Origin of the sequence: Bacillus sp. MM2020_4, assembly GCF_011250555.1 — a bacterium.
In the GTDB taxonomy this organism is placed as follows: Bacteria; Bacillota; Bacilli; order Bacillales; family Cytobacillaceae; genus Neobacillus.
This window is the reverse complement of the sequence record NZ_JAANMZ010000045.1, coordinates 1-22711: the sequence shown is the minus strand read 5'-3', so window position 1 is coordinate 22711 and position 22711 is coordinate 1. Positions and strand designations below refer to the sequence as shown.

28 protein-coding genes are annotated in these 22711 nt (G+C 41.0%); 2 read left to right on the top strand and 26 right to left on the bottom strand.

Annotation, left to right across the window (positions count from 1 at the left end; all coding sequences use genetic code 11):
• Positions 1 to 30 precede the first annotated feature (30 nt).
• Positions 31 to 687 carry a TetR/AcrR family transcriptional regulator gene (locus tag G6554_RS20710; RefSeq protein ID WP_166245355.1) on the bottom strand — a complete coding sequence of 219 codons (657 nt, stop codon included), beginning with the start codon at positions 685 to 687 and terminating at the stop codon, positions 31 to 33.
• 301 nt (positions 688 to 988) lie between these two features.
• On the opposite strand from G6554_RS20710, the gene G6554_RS20705 reads away from it, so the two are divergent.
• Entirely contained in the window at positions 989 to 1150 is a 162-nt protein-coding gene (locus tag G6554_RS20705; protein WP_166245353.1) for a hypothetical protein, read from the top strand.
• A gap of 12 nt (positions 1151 to 1162) precedes the next feature.
• On the opposite strand, the gene G6554_RS20700 is transcribed toward G6554_RS20705, so the two are convergent.
• The 4 genes from G6554_RS20700 to G6554_RS20685 all read right to left on the bottom strand — a co-directional run bounded on the left by G6554_RS20700 (position 1163) and on the right by G6554_RS20685 (position 3668).
• Positions 1163 to 1762, bottom strand: coding sequence for a DNA-3-methyladenine glycosylase I (locus tag G6554_RS20700; RefSeq protein ID WP_166245352.1), 600 nt, complete (start codon positions 1760 to 1762; stop codon positions 1163 to 1165).
• Positions 1763 to 1859: 97 nt separating this feature from the next.
• Positions 1860 to 2042: a 4-oxalocrotonate tautomerase gene (locus G6554_RS20695; protein WP_166245350.1), complete on the bottom strand. Its 183-nt coding sequence runs from the start codon at positions 2040 to 2042 to the stop codon at positions 1860 to 1862.
• A 42-nt stretch (positions 2043 to 2084) separates the two neighbouring features.
• Entirely contained in the window at positions 2085 to 2867 is a 783-nt protein-coding gene (locus tag G6554_RS20690; protein WP_166245348.1) for a 2-keto-4-pentenoate hydratase, read from the bottom strand.
• A 24-nt stretch (positions 2868 to 2891) separates the two neighbouring features.
• Positions 2892 to 3668: a 2-keto-4-pentenoate hydratase gene (locus tag G6554_RS20685; protein WP_166245346.1), complete on the bottom strand. Its 777-nt coding sequence runs from the start codon at positions 3666 to 3668 to the stop codon at positions 2892 to 2894.
• Between the two features lie 272 nt (positions 3669 to 3940).
• Between G6554_RS20685 and G6554_RS20680 the strand changes: the two genes are divergently transcribed.
• Positions 3941 to 4537 (top strand): hypothetical protein, encoded by a 597-nt coding sequence (locus G6554_RS20680; RefSeq protein WP_166245344.1) that lies wholly within the window; start codon positions 3941 to 3943, stop codon positions 4535 to 4537.
• A 43-nt stretch (positions 4538 to 4580) separates the two neighbouring features.
• Here the strand turns inward: G6554_RS20680 and G6554_RS20675 are convergent, their stop codons facing one another.
• The 21 genes from G6554_RS20675 to G6554_RS20575 all read right to left on the bottom strand — a co-directional run bounded on the left by G6554_RS20675 (position 4581) and on the right by G6554_RS20575 (position 22605).
• Positions 4581 to 5510 (bottom strand): manganese-dependent inorganic pyrophosphatase, encoded by a 930-nt coding sequence (locus G6554_RS20675; RefSeq protein WP_166245342.1) that lies wholly within the window; start codon positions 5508 to 5510, stop codon positions 4581 to 4583.
• Positions 5511 to 5624: 114 nt separating this feature from the next.
• Complete coding sequence (locus G6554_RS20670) at positions 5625 to 6428, bottom strand: sigma-70 family RNA polymerase sigma factor (protein WP_166245340.1); 804 nt, start codon at positions 6426 to 6428, stop codon at positions 5625 to 5627.
• A gap of 19 nt (positions 6429 to 6447) precedes the next feature.
• Positions 6448 to 7329 carry a MinD/ParA family protein gene (locus tag G6554_RS20665; RefSeq protein WP_166245338.1) on the bottom strand — a complete coding sequence of 294 codons (882 nt, stop codon included), beginning with the start codon at positions 7327 to 7329 and terminating at the stop codon, positions 6448 to 6450.
• On the bottom strand, positions 7330 to 8697 hold the full coding sequence (gene flhF / locus G6554_RS20660) for a flagellar biosynthesis GTPase FlhF (RefSeq protein WP_166245336.1): 1368 nt from the start codon (positions 8695 to 8697) through the stop codon (positions 7330 to 7332).
• Positions 8694 to 10727, bottom strand: a complete 2034-nt coding sequence (gene flhA, locus G6554_RS20655) for a flagellar biosynthesis protein FlhA (protein ID WP_166245334.1) — start codon at positions 10725 to 10727, stop codon at positions 8694 to 8696. Before flhA ends, flhF begins: the two co-directional genes overlap by 4 nt.
• Positions 10724 to 11818, bottom strand: a complete 1095-nt coding sequence (gene flhB / locus G6554_RS20650) for a flagellar biosynthesis protein FlhB (RefSeq protein ID WP_166245332.1) — start codon at positions 11816 to 11818, stop codon at positions 10724 to 10726. Before flhB ends, flhA begins: the two co-directional genes overlap by 4 nt.
• Before the next feature lie 2 nt (positions 11819 to 11820).
• Complete coding sequence (gene fliR, locus G6554_RS20645) at positions 11821 to 12591, bottom strand: flagellar biosynthetic protein FliR (RefSeq protein ID WP_166245330.1); 771 nt, start codon at positions 12589 to 12591, stop codon at positions 11821 to 11823.
• A gap of 9 nt (positions 12592 to 12600) precedes the next feature.
• A complete protein-coding gene (gene fliQ / locus G6554_RS20640) occupies positions 12601 to 12870 on the bottom strand; it encodes a flagellar biosynthesis protein FliQ (protein ID WP_166245328.1) in 270 nt (89 codons plus the stop codon).
• A 15-nt stretch (positions 12871 to 12885) separates the two neighbouring features.
• Complete coding sequence (gene fliP, locus G6554_RS20635; RefSeq protein WP_166245326.1) at positions 12886 to 13632, bottom strand: flagellar type III secretion system pore protein FliP; 747 nt, start codon at positions 13630 to 13632, stop codon at positions 12886 to 12888.
• Between the two features lie 3 nt (positions 13633 to 13635).
• On the bottom strand, positions 13636 to 14205 hold the full coding sequence (locus G6554_RS20630) for a flagellar biosynthetic protein FliO (RefSeq protein ID WP_166245324.1): 570 nt from the start codon (positions 14203 to 14205) through the stop codon (positions 13636 to 13638).
• A 26-nt stretch (positions 14206 to 14231) separates the two neighbouring features.
• Entirely contained in the window at positions 14232 to 15089 is an 858-nt protein-coding gene (locus G6554_RS20625) for a MotE family protein (protein WP_166245322.1), read from the bottom strand.
• Positions 15090 to 15103: 14 nt separating this feature from the next.
• Positions 15104 to 15538 (bottom strand): flagellar export protein FliJ, encoded by a 435-nt coding sequence (locus tag G6554_RS20620; RefSeq protein WP_166245320.1) that lies wholly within the window; start codon positions 15536 to 15538, stop codon positions 15104 to 15106.
• Positions 15535 to 16857: a flagellar protein export ATPase FliI gene (gene fliI / locus G6554_RS20615; protein ID WP_166245318.1), complete on the bottom strand. Its 1323-nt coding sequence runs from the start codon at positions 16855 to 16857 to the stop codon at positions 15535 to 15537. The genes G6554_RS20620 and fliI overlap by 4 nt, the downstream gene beginning before the upstream one ends.
• Complete coding sequence (locus G6554_RS20610) at positions 16841 to 17671, bottom strand: FliH/SctL family protein (RefSeq protein WP_166245316.1); 831 nt, start codon at positions 17669 to 17671, stop codon at positions 16841 to 16843. Before G6554_RS20610 ends, fliI begins: the two co-directional genes overlap by 17 nt.
• Positions 17652 to 18662: a flagellar motor switch protein FliG gene (fliG, locus tag G6554_RS20605; RefSeq protein WP_166245314.1), complete on the bottom strand. Its 1011-nt coding sequence runs from the start codon at positions 18660 to 18662 to the stop codon at positions 17652 to 17654. The genes G6554_RS20610 and fliG overlap by 20 nt, the downstream gene beginning before the upstream one ends.
• A gap of 6 nt (positions 18663 to 18668) precedes the next feature.
• On the bottom strand, positions 18669 to 20258 hold the full coding sequence (gene fliF, locus G6554_RS20600) for a flagellar basal-body MS-ring/collar protein FliF (RefSeq protein WP_166245312.1): 1590 nt from the start codon (positions 20256 to 20258) through the stop codon (positions 18669 to 18671).
• 30 nt (positions 20259 to 20288) lie between these two features.
• A complete protein-coding gene (fliE, locus tag G6554_RS20595; protein ID WP_166245310.1) occupies positions 20289 to 20591 on the bottom strand; it encodes a flagellar hook-basal body complex protein FliE in 303 nt (100 codons plus the stop codon).
• An 11-nt stretch (positions 20592 to 20602) separates the two neighbouring features.
• The gene (gene flgC, locus G6554_RS20590) at positions 20603 to 21049 is read right to left on the bottom strand and encodes a flagellar basal body rod protein FlgC (protein WP_166245308.1); all 447 of its coding nucleotides are present in this window, start codon (positions 21047 to 21049) and stop codon (positions 20603 to 20605) included.
• Between the two features lie 5 nt (positions 21050 to 21054).
• Positions 21055 to 21447, bottom strand: coding sequence for a flagellar basal body rod protein FlgB (gene flgB / locus G6554_RS20585; RefSeq protein ID WP_166245307.1), 393 nt, complete (start codon positions 21445 to 21447; stop codon positions 21055 to 21057).
• 132 nt (positions 21448 to 21579) lie between these two features.
• Positions 21580 to 22260, bottom strand: a complete 681-nt coding sequence (locus G6554_RS20580; RefSeq protein WP_242637835.1) for a glucosaminidase domain-containing protein — start codon at positions 22258 to 22260, stop codon at positions 21580 to 21582.
• Positions 22261 to 22290: 30 nt separating this feature from the next.
• On the bottom strand, positions 22291 to 22605 hold the full coding sequence (locus G6554_RS20575) for a hypothetical protein (protein WP_166245305.1): 315 nt from the start codon (positions 22603 to 22605) through the stop codon (positions 22291 to 22293).
• Positions 22606 to 22711 lie beyond the last annotated feature (106 nt).

Sequence of the window (22711 nt, the reverse complement as noted above, 5' to 3'; positions counted from 1 at the left end):
CGGTTTCAATGTCCAAACGGTTCTTCCTCCCTATTCCATTTTTTCCAATTCGCTCTTCTGCAGATGTTCCAACACCTCTGGGGGAAAAACCATCCGGCAAATCACTCTAGCCAATTCCTGACAATCGACCTTTTTCCCGCTTTGGTTCTGTCTCTCCAGACCATTCTCCACTAACACCATGATCGCCCATGTGACCGTATCTAAGTCAATATCCGGCCAAGTTAATCCACTTTCGCTAGCTTGCTTTAATCCCGAAAGCATCCTATCATGGATTTTCCTCCTTGCCACACCCAGAACCTCCGCAAGTTCTGAATCTTTCGTCATCAACTCCGGAAGGACACGCTGAAGTCCTAGTTCATTTCGCCGGTGATAATGTGCTTCTAATAGTGACGCTAATACAGTTTCAGGGTCGTTTGTCATCCAGCTTGGTTCTGGGGGAAGGAACTTTTCTAATTTATCTTCTAAAAGGGACATTAACAGCTGCCGTTTATCGGAAAAATAGCGATAAAAGGTTCCTGTCGCTACCCCTGCATGGGCAGCAATTTCCTTAGCTGTTGTCTGCTCGTACCCCTTTGAATTAAATAGAGCATATCCACTTTCAATCAGTGCATTCCTTTTTTGCTGGGCACGTTCCTGTTTAGGGACAAATGGAAATTCACCAACAAGTTTCTCTTCATGATCTGGCATTTGATCACCTCAGTGCTATCATAACACGATTTTTAAAATTGAACCATAGTTCACTTTTTTATTGACAGATCATCAAAATCATGTGATACTTGAACCATGGTTCATGTTGTATTCATTTCAGTTGTTTAACACCCCTTGCAAGGTAAATGAGTGTAACATGACCAATTTTTTATTCATTTTTTCCATAAAGGTTGAACCGTAAAGCAGGAATTTAAATTTTTTATGCGAATAATGTAAAGTATTATTACGCTTTATTTTTTTATATTACTTGCGCTTCAATAATTGAAAGGTGTTGATTAATTTGGCTACTCAAAGTGAATCGAAGAAGATCTCTGTTAATTCAACTATCTCATTAAAGGGAATTGTGAAAGCCATTTTCAACGAAACCGTTCATGTCCAAATAGGCGGGAAAATTATTCCGATACCAGCATCAGATTTCTTGCTTGAAAAACCAACTAAGTAACAGAAAAGCTCATCACTTATGTGGTGAGCTTTTCTCATTTACCTCAACGGCAATATTCCTTTTTTGATAACAATCGCAGCTGGTAATATGGTCATTTACCATGCCCGTAGCCTGCATAAACGAGTAGCAAATGGTTGAGCCAACAAATTTAAAGCCACGTTTCTTTAAGTCCTTACTCATTTTATCGCTGATTTCTGTCATGGCCGGAACACCCTTCATTTCATTGAAATGATTTTGAATTGGCTTGCCGCCAACAAATGACCATATATAGGGTTGGAAGGCTCCGAATTCTTCGACTATCTTTAAAAAGGCCTTGGCATTGGTAACAACTGCATTCACTTTCAGCTTATTCCTGACAATTCCCTCATTTTGTAAAAGGTCGGCTATTTTTTCTTCATCATACAGGGCAATTTTTTCAGCCTCAAAATGATCAAACGCCTGACGGTAATTCTCGCGCTTCTTTAAAATGGTATACCAGCTAAGCCCGGCTTGTGCCCCCTCGAGATTTAAATATTCAAATAGCAGCCTATCATCATAAACGGGCACTCCCCATTCATGGTCATGATAATGAATATATAAGGGATCCTGATTCACCCAACCACATCTGTTCATGTTCCTTTACCTCCATCCATAGATCATCATCTCTTAAGTATTACATATTTTCCTGAAAAAAGAACCTTCCAATATGTTCAGGAAGGTTCTTTGGCCTTTATTTTCCGACTGTTTCCCCTGCTATCCCCCAATGAGTTTTGGGAAACTCGGTCACAAGCACTCTAATATTCTCTTTCGGAGCATCCAACGTTTCCGCAACCGTGTTCGTTACATTGCGAATTAATTCGGCTACCTTCTCTTTCGGTCTTCCTTCCATCATTTGCACGTTTATAATAGGCATGACAACCATCCTTATTCGTCTATATTTCTTTATTAGTCTCTTTTAATCCGTTACGGTGAAAATAACTTCACCTAAACCATCGAATCTACCACTGACAACATCGCCATTTTTCAACATGATTGCACTGGTAATTCCTCCTGTTAAGATGACATCCCCTTTTCGAACCTTATCCCCTTTTCTAGCCAGCATATTTGCCAGCATGGCTACAGAATGTGCCGGGTGTCCAAGAACGGCTGCACCCGCACCCAAATCCTTGATTTCGCCATTAATAGAAAGAGTGGCACCCACCAAATCCAGTTCAAATTGTTCAGGTTTCTTCAGCGTAGTACCAAAAACAACTCTTGAAGTAGACGCATTATCTGCGATTACATCTGGCAAAGTAAAATTAAAGTTTTCATACCGACTGTCAATCACTTCAAGAGCAGGTATGACATACTCCGTTTTCGCTAGCACTTGAGCACCCGTTACACCGGGGCCTTCAATATCCTCACCGATAATAAAAGCAATTTCTGCTTCCACCTTAGGATGAATCATTTCATGTAATCGAACCCGACCGCCATTTTCAATCAGCATATAATCAAACACATATCCATAGATGGGTTCTTCAATCCCCATTTGTTTCATTTTTGCTTGACTCGTTAAGCCCATTTTCGGTCCAACGATTCTTCTTCCTTCTTCTAATTTCCTGTTAACAATTTCCTGTTGAACAAGATAGCCCTCTTCCACCGTTAAATCAGGCTTTAGATTTGCCGTGACTCTAACCACTTCTCGTTTTTCTACTTCTGCTAAAATCAAATAATTGGCTATATCTTTAAATTGACTCAAATGATTTCCCCCCTTTTCAACCTATTAAAAATGGACACTAACCTGCCCGATATGCGCAAATCTTGCTGTAAATGACTCACCTGCACGCGCAGGTTCGGCCGCCGATAACGCACCAGATAGAATCACTTCCCCGGCTCGAAGGGGAATATCGAACTCAGCCAATTTATTGGCTAACCAGGCAACACAAGTAGCTGGGTTTCCTAATGCAGCAGCCCCAACGCCCGTGTTAACAAGTTCACCGTTCTTCGTTAATACCATGCCGATTAATTCAAGATCAACATCCGCTAATCTTGTTGGCTTGCCGCCAAGGACATAGAAACCTGATGACGCATTGTCAGCAACGGTATCGGCCAGCTTAATCTTCCAATCTTTAATTCTACTATCAACGATTTCAAGCGCCGGAACAACATAATCGGTTGCTTGAATCACATCAAGAGTGGTTACATTTGGTCCACGTAATTCCTTTTTTAATATGAAGGCAATTTCCGCCTCTACCTTCGGCTGCAGGACATCTTCTATAGAAATACGCCCTCCATTTTCCACGACCATCGTGTTTAACAAGTGACCATAATCCGGCTCATCGACACCAAGCAGATTCTGCATCGCTAAGGAGGTTAGGCCAATCTTTTTACCGACTACCTTTTGTCCTTGCTCTAATTTTTTGTTAATGTTTTCAAGTTGGATAAAATAGGCTTCTTTTACCGTGAGTTCAGAATCAACTGTCGTAAGTGGTGCCGTTCCAATTCTACTTGATTCTGCTTCAGCCAATAGTTCTGCATATTGTTTAACTTTATTCGTCAAAACGCTAACTTCCCTTCTTTTCATTTAAAAATATGTAAACATTTTATCGCCTTTACTCTTGTTTCTACTTACATCCGTGAATTCCTCCTAAGGGGTAATAATTTTTAGTAAATTCTTAATTGTATAGTAACTCTTGCGAATTTCATATACAACTAAGAGTACATAATGTCCGTTCCTGCTGATTTTTTACAATCTAATCGGACTAGCCCATTCATGTCCGTACGTAATAGCATACAATACCACATCTAAAAATAATAAAGGCGGAGAGTGGTATGGGATTATATATAAATAGAAGGAATCATCCGGACGTATATAAAAATGGGCAAGTACTTTACGAGCCAAATCAGCAGGTTTCACGACAAGACTTCTTAGCAGAATTAATAAGTGACCAACAAAAAGCTAATGATGCCCTTAATCAAGCACTTGCTGAACTTGGCATGCGCTTTTCCCAAAACGAGGAGTCAAAAGTACATCAGTGGAATCAACTAGACACACAGCTGAAGGATTTAAGGTATCGATTAGAGAAAAATGAGGAAGCCAATCAACTGCTTGCCATGCAAATGAATGAACAACTGGAATTACAAAAGACAGCAGCGCTGAAAATGGAGAAACAAGAAGATTTACAAGGTAGTGTGTTGAAGCGTTTAGACAATCAAGACGCACTATTAGACAAATTAGCGCGTCAAGTGAACCATATTCGCTCCATTCTTTTCGAACGAACCAATTATTTAGCGTCAAAAATTGAAGATGGCTATAAAGTGACATCCTCTTATGTCTATAAATTGATGACAGGATCCGAGCAGCCGTTAACATTTTACCTCATGAATCATCAAAAGGAGGAAACCAAGAAGAAAGCGGATTCACTTTAGCCAAACGAAAAACCGTTCGGAAAAGAAGAACGGTTTTTTATTCCTATTTTGTAAAAATATCGGTTAACACAGGTACAATTTGTTTCTTACGAGAAACGACGCCATTTAATGTTGCCGTATTATTGACTAGGGTTACATTATAAGCTTTTTCTACAGCTTCAGTCTTGCGGCCTAGGGCTAACCCAACCGAATCATTTGTTAAGATATCGGTTACGACAAAGAGGAATAAATCCAAGTTTTTCTCTTCGATAATGGCGGAAATGGCTGCTTCTAATTCCCCTTGACGGGCTAGAACGTCAGCAGTGTCCACCACATTCACTTGGGCAATTTCGACTTTACTAGTACCCATTTCAAATCCCTTGGCATCAAGGGTTAAAAGCTCAGAAACAGATTTATCGCGCACATCTGCACCGGCTTTTAACATTTCTAAACCATAACTTTCAGCCTCAACACCGGCAATCCCAGCTAATTCACGCGCTGCTGCCACATCTTCTGGTGTGCAGGTTGGTGATTTGAATAATAATGTGTCAGAAATAATAGCGGATAACATTAATCCGGCAATATCCGGTTTCATTTCTTTTCCGTTTTCTTTATACATTTTATTTAAAATCGTCGCGGTACAGCCGACAGGCTCGCAGCGGTAATATAAGGGGTCGCTTGTCTCAAAATTAGCAATCCGATGATGGTCGATTACTTCGAGAACGCGAACTTCATTTATATCATTGGCACTTTGTTGACGTTCATTATGGTCCACTAAAATAACGGCGTTAACTTCAGCTGCCACCGCTTCGACCAAACGTGGAATTTCAGCATGAAATTGAGTGAGTGCAAATTGTGTTTCCCCATTCAGTTGTCCAAGACGGACCGGTTCAACATCCAATCCTAATTGCTTTTTTAAATCTGCGTAAGCAATCGCAGAACAAATCGTATCTGTGTCAGGATTTTTATGACCAAATATAAGTACTTTTTCCATGTTCCTACTCCCAATCCTAGTAAATTATGTAGGACAAGCCCTTGTAATGGGATTGACCCTAACGAAAATTATATAGTATTCGGCAAAAGGTTTCAAAAAAAAGATAAATAATCATTATACAAATGAGTGAAAAGAATATCCTTTCTTTTCAAAGCCTTGTCGCAGCCGAAGAATGGCCTTGGAATGGATTTGCGAAATACGGCCCTTTGTCAAATTCAACACATCAGCAATTTCAACTTGGCTTAAACCCTCAAAATAGAAAAGCGTAAGAACCAGCCTTTCATTTTTTGGCATCGTATCAATAAAGAGTGCAATCAATTTCTGCAGTTCACCCTTTTGCATTTGCAGTTCCTGGGAAGGTGACTGATCATCTTGAAGTTGGTCCAATCGATTTTGCTGTTTCCCATCCTCATCCCCATTCTTCATTGGTTCATCAAGAGACAGCAAGGTAGAAAAGGATACAGCCGCCATGGTTTGGTCTACTTCATCAGCCGAAATATTTAAGTAGTGGCCAATTTCCTCTTCCGTAGGGGTTCTCATTAACGATTGCTCTAAATCACGAAAAGCATTATTTAGTTTTTTGGCTTTCTCTCTTAAGCCCCTAGGGATCCAATCCATTTTGCGAATTCCATCCAGCATGGCTCCCTTTATGCGCCACAACCCATACGTTTCAAATTGATAGCCTTTTCGATAATCAAAATGATTGATGGCTTCGAGTAAACCGATATAACCCAGACTGATTAAATCCTCTTTTGGAATGATTCGCTGTGGGATGCTCATACTCAGCCGGTTTGCTACTCGTTCCACCAAATGTGTATATTGTTTCACCAATTTTTCCTGCGTAAGAGAATCAGGTTTTTCCTGATACGTTCTCCAAAGGAGCTGGTGTGGAACGGTTTCATTGATAGCAGATTTCAACTTGTGATCCCTCCTGGTTTTACGATTTCCTTAAAGACATTATTTTTTCAAAAAAACCACGGATTCCATTAGAGGATGGAACAGCCTCCTCCATGTCTGGTAAAAACGTATATAAAATTTGATTGATGTTTTTTGATGCTTCACAATTTGGATACGATAAATAAAATGGCGACTGTGCCCTGACAGCTTTCTGGACGTGAGGATCCTCCATTAGGAAGCCCAAACTCGTTAATTTCATTTTCAAAAACACATTGCAGGCGTTTTTTAATGTTCTTGACGTTTCCGCAGCCTCGCGATACGATTGAGCACGATTGACGACCAATCGAAAGGGCGGTGGTGATTTGGCGGTGAATTGATGAACGGTCTTCATGACTGCATAGGAATCCGCAACCGAGGTCGGTTCTGGTGTCGTGACCAAAATCGTTTCATCAGAAGCCAGGATAAAATCAACTAATTCCTTCGAAATCCCTGCACCGGTATCAAGTAAAATGAAATCCGCATAGGATTGCAGTTCTTGAATTTGGTCCATAAAAAAAGCAAGGGCCCTATTGTCCAATCGCAAAAGGTCATTGATGTCCAGTCCACCTGCAATATAATCAATCCCGCCGGCACCTTTTTCAATACAATCTAAGAGATATTTCCGCTGGTGGAGCACATCCGCCAGACTATTTTTCGAGGAAGCGCCCATGAGAATGTCAATATTTGCAGTAGACAAATCCAAATCCAGGACGACTACCTTTTTTCCGGTAGCTTTCAATGCCAAGGCAAAATTAATCGTGAAATTAGATTTACCGACACCACCCTTACCGCTGGTAATCGTAATTAAGCGAGATGACAGTTTACGCGTTTCTTGAACTTGATAGCGTTGCATATATTCCCTAAGTCTTTGGGCTTGATCCATTTACAAATCATCTCCCACTAAGGAACTAGCAAGCATTGGCGCATCAATTACGGTTATATCCTCGGGTACACTTTGTCCATTGGTTATATAGGCAATGTGATAAGGGTATTTATAGGCAATGTTGAGAATCGATCCATAGTTAGTTGTTTCATCAAACTTGGTTAAGATTAATTTATTGACAGGACTCTCCAAGAACTCGTCCAATAACAGCCTTAGATCCTCATACTTGGTTGTTAAGCTTAAGGCTAAATAATTATCACTTTTAATCGGATGATGCAAGAACTCCGCTACCGATTCACGATTTTTTTCATCTTTATAGTTACGACCGGTGGTATCCATATAAATAAGGTCGTAATGGGCAAGATTGGTAAGCGCTTGATTGAGTTCGTCACTTGAGCGCGCCACTTCAATCGGAACATTCAAAATTCCGGCGTAGGTTTTTAACTGTTCAACCGCCCCGATTCGATAAACGTCCGTTGTAACTAGTGCTACTCTCCGTTTTTGTTTTAAAATTTGTTCCGTTGCCAGTTTCGCAATGGAAGTCGTTTTTCCAACTCCTGTAGGTCCAATGATCTTGATCATTCGAACATCTTCATTAGGATTCGTTGTTTTGGGAATTCTCTTTTCGATAATCCCTTGAATAATGGAAATCATTTCTTTTTCAATTACCTCATCACTGGCATCAACCAGTGAACCATATCTGTTCAGCATGGAATTTATCGTGTAAATCACGATATATTCCAACACTTCATCATCTACTCCTTTCTTTTTCAAGCGATTGATCCACTTGGATAGACGTGTAGATGATGTATTTCCCTGCTTTTCACTCGTCATAAAGACCATCATCATTTTCCTGAGGTCCTTTATTTCATTGATGAGCTCCGTTTCAGTTTCCACCGACTGAGGCGTTTTAGTCTCAACCTCTGATACTCCCTTTTCAGCCGTCTGTGCATAATATTGATAGAGCATTTGCGGCTTCTTATGAAAAACAGAGTTGTTTTTATCCTCTACTTCTGCTTTATCAACGGATTGACTGTCCATTGTTACTTGTTCACTCTTTTTTTCGATATGAATCTTTCTGCTGTCTAACTCGATAGGTTCAAATTTCTGACTGTCGGGATTATTTTTTTCAACCAGACTTTCTCCTGCTTTTTCAATTAATCCTAATGCAATCGTTCGATGATCTCGTGGTTCTTCCTTCTCGGCAGCATAGGCGGTTACTTCAAATTTTTGTTTTGTAAAAAAACCAAAGAATCCACCTGTTTTGATTGACCTCGTATTAACAATTATCGCATTATCCCCTAATTGCTGTCTGACCATTTTTAATGCAAGGGGAATGGAATCTGCAACAATTTTTTTCGTCTTCATATGTTGACCACTCCTATACTTTGTATCTCAATGTCAGGCTCAAGCTCTGTATAGGCAAGCACAGGGACTGTGGGCATGATTTTATCAATAAATTGTTTCAAATACATGCGAATGGACGGTGATGTCAGGAAAATAGGCTGACCGCCTGCTTTGATAATTCGCTCAATTTGTCCATGCAGTTCCTCGGTAATCCTCCGTGAAACCTGCGGATCTATGGAAAGAAAATAACCGCCAGATTCAGTTTGCTGGATCCCATCAGAAATACCTTTTTCTAATGTTGCCCCCGCCGTTAATACTTGAATGACCCCATTATCCGCATATTGTTCCGTAATTTGCCTTGTTAACGACTGACGAACATATTCGGTTAACACTCTAGGATCCTTGGTGTATACCGAATAATCTGCCAAGGTTTCAAAAATGGCCCCTAAATCGCGAATCGATATTTGTTCACGAAGAAGATTTTGTAATACTTTCTGGATTTCCCCGACAGATAACAAATTGGGAACAAGTTCATCGACCAAATTAGGATGACTTTCTTTCAAGTTATCAATTAATTCTTTCGTTTCTTCTCGATGTAGCAAGTGGTGTGCGTACTGCTTTAATACTTCCGTTAAATGGGTCGCAATCACAGATGGTGGATCCACAATCATATAGCCCATTAATTCGGCTTTTTGTTTTTCCTCGTTTGTCACCCACACGGCCGGTAAACCGAAAGAAGGTTCAATTACTTGAATACCCTCTATTTCACCCACATCTGCCCCTTGATTCATCGCCAGATAATGATCTAAATACACTTCTCCAGATGCGATTTTATTCCCACGGAATTTGAGCAAATATTCGTTCGCAGGTAACTGCAGGTTGTCACGAATGCGAATAGTGGGAATAACCAATCCTAATTCAATCGCGAACTGCCGGCGAATCATGATAATTCGATCAAGAATATCGCCACCCTGTTTCTGATCTGCCAATGGAATTAAGCCATAGCCAATTTCCAATTCAAGCGGATCTAGTTGGAGCAGGTTGACTACCTTTTCAGGACTGCGGATATCCTCCTCCATGTCCGCCATTTCCATTTGTTCGGTGCGTAGTTCTTCTTTTTTCATCGACCTTTGCATCGTTATACCGCTAAAAATTAGAATTCCCGCCACCGGTACCGTAAGGAAGAGGCCAATTGGCGTAAATAATCCAAGAAGAAGAATGGTTCCACTCACAATAAATAATAGCTTCGGATAACTGAAAACTTGCTCCATTATATCCGATCCTAAATTCCCATCGGAGGCGGCACGTGTAACGGTAATACCGGTTGCAGTTGAAATGAGTAGTGCCGGTACTTGGGAGACTAATCCATCCCCGACTGAAAGTAGTGTGAAGGTACTAGCTGACTCTGCAAAACCCATACCATGGATGACCATGCCAATAATAAAACCGCCAATGACGTTAATCAAAAGGATCACAATGCCGGCAATGGCATCCCCTTTAACAAATTTACTGGCACCATCCATTGCCCCGTAGAAATCAGCTTCCATTTCGATTTTACGGCGTCGCGTTCTGGCATCCTGCTCAGAAATTAATCCGGCATTCATATCGGCATCAATACTCATTTGTTTACCTGGCATCGCATCCAAGGTAAACCGAGCTGCCACTTCAGCAACCCTTTCTGATCCTTTGGTTATAACAATAAATTGGATGACCACAAGGATTAAGAACACCACAAAACCAACGACAGGGCTCCCACCGACTACAAAGGAACCAAAGGTTTCAATCACTTGCCCGCCATCCGCCTTCGAGAGGACGGAACGTGTCGTTGATACATTGAGTGCGAGACGGAATAGGGTGGTCAACAGCAAGGCTGTTGGAAAAATAGAAAATTCCAAAGGTTCTTTTGTATTCATGGCCACCAATAAAATCAACAGTGACACAGAAATATTACAAATCAACAAGAAATCTAGTAATAAAGTAGGAAGTGGAATGATCATCATGGCAACAATCAAAATAACTACAATTAATACGGATATATCTTTTGCCTTCATGTCATCATCCCCTTATATTTTCCTTCCTGGTAATAAACGTATGCTAATATTTCACCCACGGCATTGAACAGTTCTTCAGGAATCGTCCCGCCTATTTCAACTGAAGCAAATAATGCACGTGCCAAGGGCCTGTTTTCAACCGTGGTGATCTTATGTTCCTTGGCAATTTCTTTTATTTTTAATGCGATAAAGTCTTGCCCCTTCGCAATCACCTGCGGGGCATCCATCGTGTCAAAATCATAACGGATCGCTATCGCAAAGTGTGTAGGGTTGGTAATGACCACATCAGCCTTCGGCACTTCACGAATCATTTGATTCATGGCCATTTGCCGTTGGATGGATCTTCGTTTTCCCTTAATAAATGGGTCACCTTCAGACTTCTTATACTCATCCTTGATATCCTGTTTGGACATCCGGATTTTCTTTTCAAAACTAAACTTTTGATAGATATAGTCGGCCGCCGCCAATATGATCAAAGATCCCGCTGCAGCTAAGCCAATTTGAAGAATCAAAGAACCTATAAATCTAGCTGTATCCCATATCGTTTTTTCGCCAAGGACAAGAAATTGATTTTTTTTCTGCCAGATGACTAAAAAGACAATCACAGCAATAAAGGTAATTTTTAAAATCGATTTTACTAATTCTACTAAGGACCGCACGGAAAACATCCGTTTCAATCCTGACAAAGGATTCATTTTTGTAAAATCCACTTTTATTAAAGAAAAATTAAACATAAAGCCGACCTGCATTAAATTGGCGGCAATTCCAGCCACAAGCACCACTAGTAAAATGGGGGCAACCAATTTCCCCGCATCCAACACTAGTTGATTAAATAATAGTTTTGTACTTGCGATTGATAGATCCCAAAGCATATACTCTTGGAAACTATGACGATAGATGGTTAAACAACCAGCGACTAAACTCTTTCCTCCGACCAGTAAAAATCCGAAGCAAAGGAGCAGCGTAATAGCAGTAGATACTTCAGGGCTTTTTGCGACATCCCCTTTTTTTCTTGCCTCACGCCGTTTCGAGGGCGTTGCCTTTTCCGTCTTTTCACCGGAAAATAATTGTAAATCTAAACGCAGCAGCATGCCTACGCCCCCATTATTTTTAAAATAGAAGACATTGAACCGAACATATTTTCAAATAAAATGTTTACTAGATAAATAAAACCTGGCAGTAGAACGATATAGAGCGCAAAATGAAGTAATATTTTTAATGGCGGCGCAACAGAAATAATATTCAATTGCGGAACCGTTTTTGCAAGAATACCTAAGGCAACGTCACAAACAAACATGGCACCCAATATGGGAGCGGCCATCATAAAGCCAATCATAAACATTTGCTTTACGCATTCCAAAAGAAAGGCGGACAGCCTGCCATCCATGAAAGCGGGTATGGTATCCTGCAATGATATCCAATCAAAACTGGCCAAGATCCCCTGAATTAATAACAGATGACCATTCGTTGAAAATAATAGGAGCATGGCAAGAATATTTTTAAATCTCCCTGTTAGTGGTTCTGATAATCCAAAATTAGGGTCAAATAGACTAGCCATGGAAAAACCTATTTGCATATCTAAAAGGGAGCCGGCAAACTGGACAGAATAGAGTAAAAGCGCCGCTGTCATCCCTAACACAATGCCGACAAGAAATTCCTTTAAGATTAATAGAAGCAGTGTCCACTGCGGTAACGTATCAATTGGTTCCTTCACCAACCCGACACAGAGAATCGCAAGGGCCGCACTGAAACCAATTTTGTAAGTTGCCGGTATTTGCCGTCCCGAAAAAACGGGAACCACCACCATAAAGGACGATATCCGGACAAATACAAGTAAAAAGCTCCATAATGTGGAAGCATCCATCGTCATCACCTACCCGACAAATTGAGAAAGATTTCCCAATAAGTGTTCAGTGAAATCAACGACATGTCGGAGCATCCACGCCCCGCAGACAAGCAAGGTCAGAAACACGGCAAGAATCTTTGGAATAAATGCCAAGGTCTGTTCCTGAATCTGGGTGGCTGCTTGAAAAATACTTACCAATAATCCAACGGCTAAAGCGACTCCGGCAACAGGGGCAATCACAATAAGGATTGTGTAAATGGCCTCCTGGGCTATACGTAATACCATTTCAGTGGTCATGAATGACACTTCCTTTTAAAAACTCTTTAGCAGTGACCCGATGATTAGATGCCAGCCGTCAACCAAAATGAACAGTAAAATCTTAAATGGCAACGAGATCATGACCGGTGGCAGCATCATCATCCCCATTGACATTAAAACACTAGAAACGATCATATCGATGACCAGAAAGGGAATAAAGATCATGAATCCCATTTGAAAGGCTGTTTTTAATTCACTAATGGCATAGGCAGGAACAAGGGCCGTTAGCGGGATGTCCTCCACCGATTTCGGCCTTTCCATCTTGGCATAATCCATAAACAAGGCCAGGTCCTTCTCCCGAGTATTTTTCGTCATAAATTCTTTCATGGGATCAGTTGCCTTTTTGAAGGCTTGCTCTTGGGTGATTTTCCCCGCCATAAACGGTTGGTAGGCCTCATCATTGATTTGAGAAAAAGTAGGACCCATGATAAAAAACGTCATAAAAAGAGCCAACCCGATCATCACTTGATTCGGCGGTATTTGCTGAGTGCCAAGGGCATTACGGACAAATCCGAGCACAATGACAATTCGCGTAAAACAAGTCATCAACATTAAAATCGCCGGAGCAATCGATAACACGGTTATCAGTAGAATGATCCGGACCGTATTCGAGACCTTATCTGGGTCATCCGAGGCTATATCGAGTCCAGGTAAAAGCGAACTTGCCGGTTCTGCAGCATAGGCAACAGAGATGAACCCGAGCGTAAGGAGGGGAACGAGAATAGCTAACTTCCGTAACATAGGTTACTCCCCTCCTCGGCGCTGCTTCATATTATCTAACTGTTTCTGAAAAACAGAATTCCACAATTTTTTCGTATCTTGGGCTGCCCATTTTGCAGGTGGCTCCTCTTCTTGGTTCTCGAGACTTTCGAGTAAATGCTGATATTCTTCTCCTTGGGTAATCGTGCGGATGAGTGTGACCGTTTCTCCCACTCCAAGGACATAAATAGTCCCGCCAATCAATACGAGCTGGACAGAACGATTGTTTCCGAGTGCATGGTCTCCCAATGGAATAATTGGTCCATTGGACGGCAATGCCTTGTTCCGCTTTGACAGGAATCGTAATAACACGAACAACAAGAAAATCACAAAAGCGAACGATACGATAAATTTAATAAACATGGAGAATATAGAAGGAGATGTGCCACTATCCTTCTCTTTACTTACTGAGTCTTTGGGTGCTTTTTTTTCACCCTTTTGGATAGTGTCATAGACGGAAGGTTCACCGGCGGCAGTTAAACCCGTGGCAAATGTGGTGGTTTGCATGGAAAATAAATAAAAGAACATAGCAAATAAAATCATGATGCGTTTCATGTTGGTTCTCCTTCCTTGGAGTTTCTCTATTTCTCTAAATTCACCGTAATTTGCGCGGCTATTTTTGCGTCTTTCTTCGCAATTTCGGTTAATATTTGTGACCGGTTAGTCGTGCTCATCTGTTTCAATAAGTTCATTGCTACTTGTGCATTTGATTCCATCATCGATTGAATCAAACTTGCTGATTGCGCGGCAGGCATCCCCGCAATTGTCTCTACTAGACTACCTGCAGGATCTACATCATTTTGAACAATTTTCTGCAGCTCATCCTTCAAAATAGCAGGATCCGTATCATTTATTGTTCCAATTTCCTTCAGCAGCATGGTTATTTGTGCGGCCTTTTTTGGGTCTTTCATACTTCCAAGTATATTGCTTTGCTGTTCTTGACCTAGCGACGACATTGTGATCGCGGCATCCTCTAAAGACATCACTTCAAACATTTTTGCTGCTTTTGAAGGTGCCATATTTTCATAAATAGCTGCCACTTGTTTCAGTTGATCCTTGTTTTTTTGCGTCGCTTTTTGATCGAGCTGGTTTTGCAAATCTATGTTGCTCTTTTTTAATTGATCAAATTCTTCTTGATTGGACTTGATCTGTTTCTCTAACGATGCGATTTTTTGCGCTTCCTCTTTCACTTTTTGATCACTATCAAGATATTTCGCTTTATAGTCATCTGACGGAGAGGTCTTTTTTGATTCCTCAGAAACAGGGTCCGGCATTATCATACTGATGACAGGGGTGTTATTTCCCCATTCCTGGATCGATTTCCAAACCGGAAAGCCTAACCAGTTAAAAATAAACAGACCAAATATGGCCAAAAAAAGTAACGGAATAAGCCCAAAGTATAGTAACGATTTTATTTTTCCCTGCTGCTTTTCTTCCATTTTGTTTTCGCTCCTCATACCCGGCGGGAATACCGTAAGACAGCCATTTCATCCAAAACAGCCTGTTCTTTTTGATCCAGCTGTTTTTGAAATGCAGCCTTTGATTTCGCCTTCCATTGATTCCACATTTTTGCTTCTTGCATTTTTTCAATCAGAACGAGATGTTTTTCTTCTAATTGCTGATGGATTTGCTGTGATTGTGTTGTCAGCTGTTTCATTTTCTGATTGACATGTTCCATTTCCTGATGAACACGCAGAATTTGCGATACTGTTTTCCGATCGACTTCATTATATTGATTGAACATTTTTTTCTTCTCTTGTTCTAAGTCTTCCATTTTTTCCTCAAGCTCGATTTGCTTAATCTTGATGGTACCGTATTCCTGCTCAGCAAATTCCTTCTCTTTTTCCTTGAAATCAAGCACCTTTTGAAAAGAAAACCTATATGTCATGACATCATCGCTCCAAATTGTGAAATTAAGAAGGATCTTGTTTCTTCTAACGTAGAAGGCTCATAGATACCTTGACGCAAGAAATTATCTATTAGCGGTTTAAAACGCACAGCCAAATCAATTTCTCGATTTGAGCCCTTCTTATAGGCACCAATATTAATTAAATCCTCTGCCTCGTTATAGGCGGCGAGATATTTTTTAAAGATTCGCACCGCATTTAAGTGTTCATCGGAAGTGATTTCGTTTATGACACGGCTTGCACTATTAAGGACATCAATCGAGGGAAAGATCCCTTTACTGCCAATGGCCCGATTTAAAACAATATGTCCATCTAAAATCCCTCTAACGGCATCGGCGATTGGTTCATTCATATCGTCACCGTCCACCAGAACCGTATAGATGGCAGATATCGATCCCTTTGGTCCGGTTCCAGCCCGTTCTAACAGTTGTGGAAGCATCGCAAAAACAGATGGTGTATACCCCTTGGTTGTTGGCGGTTCGCCAATGGCTAGCCCGACTTCCCTTTGGGCCATCGCGAAGCGAGTGACAGAATCCATGACAAGTAAAACGTTCTTTCCCTGATCGCGAAAGTATTCCGCAATCGAGGTAGCCGTTAACGCTCCTTTAATCCGAATGAGGGCAGGTTGATCCGATGTTGCTACAATCACAACAGATTTTTTTAACCCTTCTTCCCCAAGGTTTTGCTCTAAAAAGTCAAGGACCTCCCGTCCCCGTTCACCAATCAAGGCAATGACATTGACATCCGCTGAAGTGTTTCTGGAAATCATCCCCAGGAGCGTGCTTTTCCCGACCCCACTGCCGGCAAAAATCCCTACCCTTTGTCCTTTTCCCATCGTCAACAAGCCATCGATTGTACGGACACCGACTCCTAATGGTGAATGAATCCGCGGTCGCTTGAGCGGATTGGGCGGTTTGGCATGTGTCGGTACCTCTTCTAACCCAAGTGGCAGCGGCTTTCCATCCATCGGCTGGCCTAACCCATCAAGCACCCGGCCGAGTAATTGATGACCGGCTTTGACCATCATCGGTTTACCACTTGCGACCACATCACAGCCAGGGCCAATCGCTTGGACTTCACCGAGGGGCATGAGCAAGACTTTGTTTTCTCTGATCCCAACAACTTCAGCGGGAATCGGGGTTTGTGAATTTGTCGGATAAATGGAACACAGCTCACCAATCCGAACATCCGGTCCTTGGGACTCGATTGTAAGTCCGATAATTTGCGTTATTTTTCCGTTCACTCGAACAGGATCAATCCCGCGAATGAGCTTCACATAGTTTTCAGCTGACAGTGTCACTTTGCTGCCCCCTTCTTGCCTCAAGGATGACCTTTTTAATCTCTTCCATTTGTGTATCAATTCTAGCGTCGATGCTGCCGTACGCAGTCCTAATAATACACCCCTTTGAAGTGACCGAATGCTCAGGGATAATTTTAATTTCCGTCTCCCCGTTCACCATGGCCATGAGATGGGTGCGCTGTGATTGAATAAACTGAAAATCATCAGGATGTACACAGATGGTAATATGATCTTTTTCCTTAAAGCGAAGGATATGCTGCTGGATTACCTCAACAAATTTATCAGGGCAATCCTCCAGTTCCTGCTTGATAATTTGCGAAGCAATTGCGGTACTTAACTCAAGTAAAAAAGGCTCTGCTTCAGCTATGATCTTTTCCTTTTGGGCATAGGCCTGTTGTAATATATCATCTGCAAGTGCTACTTTATCTTGGTATTCGGCTTGAATCTCAAGAAGAGCTTCCTGTTTTCCATCTTCATACCCTTGGAGAAACCCTTGCTCTTTCGCTTCATGTGACATCGTCTCAAGCTTTTCCTGATTCTCTTCCCACCACTGTTGTACTTTTTCCTCTGCGGCAGTCTCTATCGCCTGAGCCTTTTGGCTGGCGGTCTCCATAATCTCTTGTGCTTTTTCATTAGCCTCTTTGATCAAGGGATGATCCTCAATCGTTATTCCTTCATTTCCCGGTAAGGTTGAGGATTCATCAAGACCTTCATTAGCAAAATCACTTGAAATAAGCGGTTGTTTAATGACCATTACTTCTTCCATTACAGATAGATTGGAGGCCTTGAACACTTTAGAATAAGATGCCATCATTTCCACCTCGAGCAAGAACAATCTCACCGGAGTCTTCTAAGCGGCGAATAACCGAAACAATTCTTCCCTGTGCTTCCTCAACATCCTTCACTCGAACAGGTCCAAGATATTGCATTTCTTCTTCGAACGTCTCGACCATCCGTTGTGACATATTTTCGAAAATAACATTCTTGACCTCTTGGGTTGAAGCCTTCATGGCAAGAAGTAAATCGTGGTTTTCCACTTCCTGAATAACCCGTTGAATCGCCCTTCGATCCAAATTAATAATGTCCTCGAAGATAAACATCCGATTTTTAATTTCTTCTGCCAATTGATGATCTTTAATTTCCAGACTCCCGAGGATACTCTTCTCCGTTCCGCGGTCAACGCCATTAAGGATGCCGACAATCGAATCGATACCACCGACAACGCTATAATCTTTCCGGATTGTAGCCGATAGCTTCGTTTCTAAAAAGTGTTCCACCTCTTTAATTACTTCTGGAGAGGTTTGCTCGAATAAGGCAATTCTTCGCGCTACATCTGATTGAAGTTCTTCAGGCAGCTCTGCTAGAATTACCGAGGCCTGTTGCGGCTCTAAATGCGTTAAAACGAGTGCAATCGTTTGCGGATGCTCATTTTGCAAGAAATGATAGATTTGCATCGGATCCACACGACGTGCAAAGTCAAACGGTTTAACCTGGAGCTGAGTGTTTAAGCGGTTAATGATTTGTCGGGCCTTGTCTCTGCCTAAGGCAGACTCAAGCACATCTTGAGCAAAGGTAATTCCACCGGTTGCTAAATAATCATTCGCGATACACATGTCGTGAAACTCTTGTAAAACTTCCTCTTTTTCTTTACCATCCACTTTTTTTATATTCGCAATCGCTAATGTAAGCTGTTCGATTTCATCATCGGTTAAATGATTAAACACTTTAGAGGAAGCTTCCCTTCCCATAGAAATAAGCAATATCGCTGCTTTTTGCTTCCCGCTTAACTTTAATGCTGTTGCCATAGGATCTTACGCCTCCTCTTCATTCAGCCATGTCTTGATTACTTTTGAAAAATCATTTGGTCGCTGCTCAAGTAACTTTTTCAATTGTGTCTCAATTGCCGGGTCATTTTCCGTGAAATAGTCCGCGTCTGGATCAACAGGAGCTGTAAACAGTGGCTCTTCTTCTGGTTCTTGTTGATTTTGTTTTCTCCGTTTAATCAAGAACCAAGTAAGTCCGCCAAGTAAAAGTGCACCAGCAGCAGCGCCAATAATATATAGCCAATTGAATGCCGGACTTGATTCTTTCTCGGTACTCTTAACAAAGGCATGTGGAAAAATGGTGATCCGCTGATCAACCTCTTTTTGACTCAAATCCGGATGACCAAGTGCCGTTCGAACTGTATTAGAAACAATATTTCGGACATTGTCCTGGGTTTCCTTTGATAAGGAATTGGATTTAGACGAGTCAGGTGCAACCCCAACGTTTATGGTAATATCCTCTATTTGATAAGGACTTTGAATAATTTCCTTATTAATACGATTAATTTCATAATTCACGCGATCCGAAGATTCCTCATAATTGCTATCCCCGCCAGAGTCGCTGCCCGTATAACCAGGAACATCGGTGTCCCCTGAACCAACCACTCCGCCCGTACTCCCCCCAGTATTGCTAGAGGTTTTTGAGCTCTTATCAGAGCTAATCACGATTCCCTTATCACTATCACCAACCGGTTTCACTAATTTTTCTTCTGTTTTTACCTTATCAAAGTTTAATTTGACAAAGGAATGAACGAGAACTTTATCCGTTCCAAGAATGGTGCCGAGTAAGTTTTGTAAATTTTGCTGAATATCCCGTTCAATATTTTGTTGGATTTTTCTCTGCTCATCAAATTTGGCTAAGGATTGATCGTCACTATCAGAATCCTGTAGTGCCAATGTCTCACTGTACTGATTCATAATGGTGATATTTTCTACAGGGAGATTCGGTACACTGCGTGAAACCAATGTGTATAGTGCACGAATTTGACCAGAATTGAGTTTTGCCCCGGGCTCGACCTCCACCATAACGGAAGCACTAGCTTTTTGATCGTCCTCTTGTCGAACAAACACAGAATTTTCCGGTAAAGTCAAAATCACTTCTGCATTTTTAATACCATCGACATTTTTAATGACATTTGCCACTTGATTTTGCATGGCTTCCCGTTCAAGAATATCGTATTGTCGATCTGTGGCACCGAATTGTAGATTTTCGCCAAAAATATCATAATTGATTTTGGTATCTTTTGGATAACCACTAGAAGCGAGGCTCACAATTAAATCTGGAGCTTCCTTTTTGGGAACAAGCAGCATTGTACCTGCATCGGATATTTTATAATCGGTAAATCCCTGTTTGTCGAGTTCCGCCTTGATGTCTCCAATTTCCCGCTGGGTTAGCTGGCCCGTATACAATGGAATATAGTGCGGCCGAGACGCAAAAAAAATGAAGGTCGATAAAGTGATAACAAGAAATAAAAATGCCCCTATAAAAAGCCATTTTTGTTTCTTGCTTCTTGCCCCCCAATATTGGCTGAAGTGCTCTTTTGTTTTTTTGATTTGATCTGTCCATGATCGATTCATTTTTCACCCTGCCCAGCTTTCCATCATTCATTAAATTTGCATACGCATCATTTCTTGGTAAGCCTCTACAGCCTTATCCCTAACATTGACAGTCAGTTCCAAAGCCAGCTTTGCTTTTTGTGATGCGATCATAACATCATGTATATTTTCAACATTCCCGGCAGCCGCTTGCGTTGAAAGATCGGATGCCTGTTTAACAGTTGAGTCAACATTTTCTAAATAGCCCTTTATAACATTGGCAAAGGATGTCTTTGATTGAGTAGGCTCCGTTGTTTTTTGAAACACATTTTGATTCATTTTGATTGCATTTGTGCCAATTTGAGAAATATTCATTTATTTTCCTCCTAACGGCCTATTTCCAAGGCTTTTAACATAATCGATTTCCCGGTGTTAAACGATGTGATATTGGCTTCATAGGCTCTTGAGGTTGCAAGTAAATCGACCATTTCTTTTGATATGTCCACGTTCGGCATGTTGACATATCCCTCGGCATTTGCATCAGGATGTGTAGGGTCATAGACGGTTTTAAAAGGTGTTTGATCACCGACTATACCCGTGACTCTAACACCCTGCGCACCCTGGGTTTGTTTTTGCATTTCACCTTGTAATACCTGATTAAAGCTCTTCTCTCTCGGTGCCATTTCTACCATTTTCCGGCGATAGGGCTCCCATTTTCCATCCACTAATTTACCTCTTGTCGATGAGGCATTTGCAATATTAGAGGAGACAACATCCATCCGCAAGCGCTGTGCTGTTAAGGCGGATGCACTTACATTTAAAGAATTAAACATCTTCCTTAACTCCTTCCTCTAATGGCAATGGATAACTGCTGAAATTCGCTGTTGACTTGTTCGATTAACGTATCATACCACAGGGCATTCTTACCCATATTTGTCATCTCTTCATCCATGTCGACATTGTTCCCGTTATTTTGCATGATGGTGCCAGAATTTTCTACAATTTTCGCAACCGGTACATCACCAGGTCTTCCAATTGGAAAATGTCGTGGATCTGTCCGGTTTCCGGCAAAATTTGTTTGATTGGATAGATGTTGTTTTAAAATATCCTCAAATAGTACCTTTTTGGATTTAAACCCCGGCGTTTCGGCATTCGCTATATTATTTGAAATAACCTGCTGACGTAAACTAGAGGCATTTAAGGCAGATTGAAGAAGGTTGATATTGCCCAAGCTACTTCCCCTCTTTTTCTATTTTGATTGTTTTTGATTGTTAAAGTAAATTATTTTCATTCACAAATATACTATAAAAAAGGGACATAAATCTATATCTTTTTTCATTGTCAAAAAGTCCTGTTATTAACATCAAGCTTTTAGAATGTTAAAAAACTTCGTTACGCCCTTTACCCAATGATTGTTAAGGCCTGTTGGATCATTTCCCGCACCAACAGGGGCATATTTTGCACCAATTTCAGCTATATTTGATAATCCCTTGCCCAAGTAATTTTTACCAATATTCCGTGCCATATCCATAATACTATCCTCAACTGAAGCGTACGATTTCAGTCCATTTACCCCCATCATACCCGCAATATTATTTTTAACATTGGCTGCACTTGATTTTCCGTTTCCTGTTTCATGGATGGCGATTGCCGAAAGTAATGTCGAATCCACATTAAACAGCTGTCCGGCACGGACAAACACGTCACCCATGCCTTTTAACTTTCCATCCAATACTTGATTCATTTTGTCAGCACTTGTTGGTTGAAAACGCAAGGATGCGGTAGAACTTGAAGATATTTCTTTCATGTCTGGTACGATAGTATCGAAGGTTAAGTTCCCCGTATTCATCCCAAAGAAATCGACTGGCAAATTCGGCTGGATGGGCGTTCGTGACTCTGATTGATTGATTAAATTTGTTAATACCGATGCAAAAATATCGCTAAAGTCTGAACCGGATGCCCCCAATTGTGTTGGTAATTTCTGATTCCCTGACAATGTATTCATAACCATAGCTTTCGTAATCCAATCATTACCTATATTCAACGGTCGTCATCCTTTCCTTTTTTCCACTTATTAGATGATATTCTTGATTATTTTTCCAACATCCTTCACCACTTGATCAGATAGCCTGGATATATAAGTAAGTTTCCCGTCCTCTATGATGGCTTCGACCAAAACAATCGTATTTGGATCTTTTTCCTTCTTCAGAATAAGAATTTGTTTCTCATCAAAGACAACATTTTTTACCATATAATAATCTTCCATGATCGGGTTATCAATCATGATTCTAATGGGCGCCTTAAAGAATGGTGTTTTCTTTTTATATTCCATAAAATAATATAGTTTGCCCTGCTTAGGCTTGTCATGAATAGATTTCTGCCAGCTCATTTATTATCTTCCTTTTTCTAGTAAAAGTTGTAAAATACAATTTCATCTCTCAAAATATGACAAATAAAAACAAATTCCTCATTTTTTTGACTATTATTATATTATC